The following is a 2950-nucleotide window of genomic DNA, read 5'->3' on the forward strand; positions in this document are numbered from 1 at the left end:
CCGGCCTGGTCGAACCGGCCGCCGGCGGCACCGCACTGCGCCGGTACGCCGCCGGAGAGGCCCGCCCGACACTGGCGGCCTGGGCCGCGGGCCAGGCGTGGATCGCCGGTGCCGGCGCCGTCCTGCTCGCCCACGGCTGCCCTGCGGACGCCGACGCGCCGCACATCCGCCGCACCCATCTGCGGGCCGGATTCGCCGTCCACCTGGCCCATGCCGCCGCCCGGCGCCACGGTCTGACCGCCCGGCCCGTCGGCTCCTGGCAGCAGGCGGACCTGGGCGCCGCCCTCGGCGCCGCGCCGGGCCGGGACTGGATCGTCCACGGACTGGCCCTCGGCACCCGCCACGCCGACGAGGAGAACCCCACATGACCGTCCACCCCGAACTGCGCCGCGCCGCACTGCTGGCCCGGCGCCCCCTGCTGGCGGCCACCCTCCTGCAGGGCGCCGTCACCCTCACCCATCTGGCGCAGGCCGCCCTGCTGGCCGTCGCACTCGCCGACCTGGCACGCGGCGACACCGGCCGGCTCCCGTGGCTGCTGGGCGCCGTGCTCGCCGTCGTCGCCGTCCGCGCCGGGCTCGCCGTCCGGCAGCGGCGCACCGCCACCCGCGCCGGTGCCCGGGTGAGGGTGGCCCTGCGGGACGAACTCCTGGTCCGCCTAGGCCGCCTGGGGCCCGCGCACCTGACCTCCTCCGGCTCCGGGCCGGGGGGAGCCCCGGTGCGGGCCGGGGCCGTGCGCACCACCGTCGTCGACGGGGTGGAGGGCGTCGACGCGTACGTCTCCCGCTACCTGCCCCAGCTCCTGGTCACCCTCACCGTGCCGCCCCTCGTGCTCGCCGTCCTGGCCGCCGTGGAACCGGTGGCGCTCCTCGGCCTCGTCCCCGCCCTGCTGCTCGCCCTGTGCGGACCGCGGGCCTGGGACCGGCTGCTGGCCAGACGCGGCAGGGAGCACTGGGACACCTACGAAGGGCTGGGCGCCGACTACCTGGAGGCCCTCCAGGGCATGCCCGCCCTGCGCGCCGCCGGCGCGGTCGGCCGCACCCGCGAACGCCTGGAGGAGCGCTCGGCGGCGCTGCACCGGGCGACGGTCGCCAAACTGCGGGTGTCCCTGGCCGACACCGGCATCACCGACCTCGCCATCCAGGGCGGCACCGCGGCCGCCGCGCTCCTGGCGTGCTGGTCGGCCGTCACCGGGTCCACCGCGGCGACCGGCACCTATCTGGCGCTGCTGCTGGCCTCCGAGTGCTTCCGGCCGGTGCGGGACCTGGCCCGCGAATGGCACGCCGGATACCTGGGCGCCTCGGCCGCGGACGGGATCGCGGCGCTGCGCACCGCCGAACCCGCCGTCCGCGACACCGCAGCGGCGCCCGCGCACTGGCCGGGGCCTCCCGAACTGCGCTTCGAGGGCGTCGAGTTCACCTATGCCGGTGCCAAGGAACCCGTTCTGCGCGGCGTCTCCTTCACCGCGCGGGCGGGACGGACCACCGCGATCGTCGGCCCGTCCGGCGCCGGCAAGTCCACGCTCCTGGCCCTGCTCCTGCGCCACCACGACCCGCAGGGGGGCCGGATCACCCTCGACGGGCTCCCCACGACCGGATACGCCCTGGACTCGCTGCGGCAGAGCATCGCCGTGGTCTCCCAGGAGACCTACCTCTTCCACGCCACCATCGCCGAGAACCTGCGCCTGGCCCGGCCGGACGCCACGGACGGCGAACTGGCGGACGCGGCACGCGCGGCCGGCGTCCACGACGAGATCACCGCACTCCCCGACGGCTACGCCACCGTCCTCGGCGAGCGCGGCGCCACCCTGTCCGGAGGCCAGCGCCAGCGGCTCGCCCTCGCACGCGCCCTGCTGGCCGACGCGCCGGTGCTCGTCCTCGACGAGGCCACCAGCTCGGTCGACGAACGCCGGGAGGCGGACATCGTCCGCGAACTGCTGAACGCCGCGAGCGGCCGGACCGTCCTGGTGGTCGCCCACCGGCTCTCGGCCGTCCGGCACGCCGACCGCATCGTCGTCCTCGACCGGGGGCGGGTGGACGCCGTCGGCGAGCACACCGGCCTGGCCGAGGCCGGAGGCGTCTACGCGCGACTGGTCGAGGCGGGCCACGCCCACCGGGGAGGAGTCGCCGCATGAGCACCGCCGTAGACACCGCCGCCACGGACACCGCCGCCACCGGTACCGCCACCGCCACCGCCACCGGCACCGGCACCGGCACCACTGCCGAGGGCGCGGAAGCGCCCGCGCGGGGATCGCTGCGCGCGCTGCTCCCCGCCCTCGCCGGGCACCGCGCCATGGCGGCCCGCACCTGCGCCGCCGCGCTCGTCGAACAGGGTTCCCTGGTCGCACTGCTGACGCTGGCCGCGCACACGGTGGGGGCGGCCGTCATCGAGGGGCGGGCGCCCTCGGCCGCCACCGTCACCGCGCTCGCCGTCCTCGTCCTCGTACGCGCCCTGGCGACCTGGCGGGAGATGGACCTCTCGCACGACCTGGCCTACCGGGTGCTGGCCGCACTGCGCGTACGGGTCTTCGACGGGCTCGCCCGCAGCGCCCCCGCCCGCGTCGCCGGCCGGCGCAGCGGGGACCTCGCCGCGACCGCCATGGCGGACGTGGAGGCGCTGGAGTTCTTCTACGCCCACACCACCGCCCAACTCCTGGCGGCGGGAACGGTCTTCACCGGCGGCACGGTGGTACTCGCCACGGTGGAGCCGTGGCTGCCGGCCGCCGTGCTGCCGGTCGCGGCGCTGCTCGCCGCCGCGCCCTTCGCCGACGCGCGCGAACGCGCGGCGCGCGGCGGCCGCGAAGCCGGCCATGTCGAAGATCTGCGCGCCGATGTGGGAGTGGATGCCCACCAGCTCCAGGCTGTCCAGCTTCAGCACCCGCCGCACCGCCTCGGCGGCCTGCCCGTCGGCGAGCGCGAGCCCGAACTTCTGGTCCTCGTGGGCGGTGGCGATG

At 77.4% G+C, this 2950-nt stretch carries 1 protein-coding gene and 3 pseudogenes; 3 read left to right on the forward strand and 1 reads right to left on the reverse strand.

Annotated features, from left to right (window positions below; translation table 11 throughout):
* The 3 genes and pseudogenes from ACLIYP_RS30010 to ACLIYP_RS30020 all read left to right on the forward strand — a co-directional run.
* Nucleotides 1-368, forward strand: a pseudogene (locus tag ACLIYP_RS30010) (SagB/ThcOx family dehydrogenase); the annotation flags it as partial.
* A complete protein-coding gene (locus ACLIYP_RS30015; protein ID WP_412716231.1) occupies nt 365-2131 on the forward strand; it encodes an ABC transporter ATP-binding protein/permease in 1767 nt (588 codons plus the stop codon). The pseudogene ACLIYP_RS30010 and the gene ACLIYP_RS30015, both read left to right, overlap by 4 nt.
* Nucleotides 2128-2829, forward strand: a pseudogene (locus ACLIYP_RS30020) (ABC transporter ATP-binding protein); the annotation flags it as partial. The gene ACLIYP_RS30015 and the pseudogene ACLIYP_RS30020, both read left to right, overlap by 4 nt.
* Here ACLIYP_RS30020 and ACLIYP_RS30025 read toward each other — a convergent pair.
* Nucleotides 2778-2950, reverse strand: a pseudogene (locus ACLIYP_RS30025) (diaminopimelate decarboxylase); the annotation flags it as partial. The pseudogenes ACLIYP_RS30020 and ACLIYP_RS30025 overlap by 52 nt on opposite strands.

It is taken from the genome of Streptomyces nanhaiensis, from assembly GCF_046614825.1.
GTDB lineage: Bacteria > Actinomycetota > Actinomycetes > Streptomycetales > Streptomycetaceae > Streptomyces > Streptomyces radiopugnans.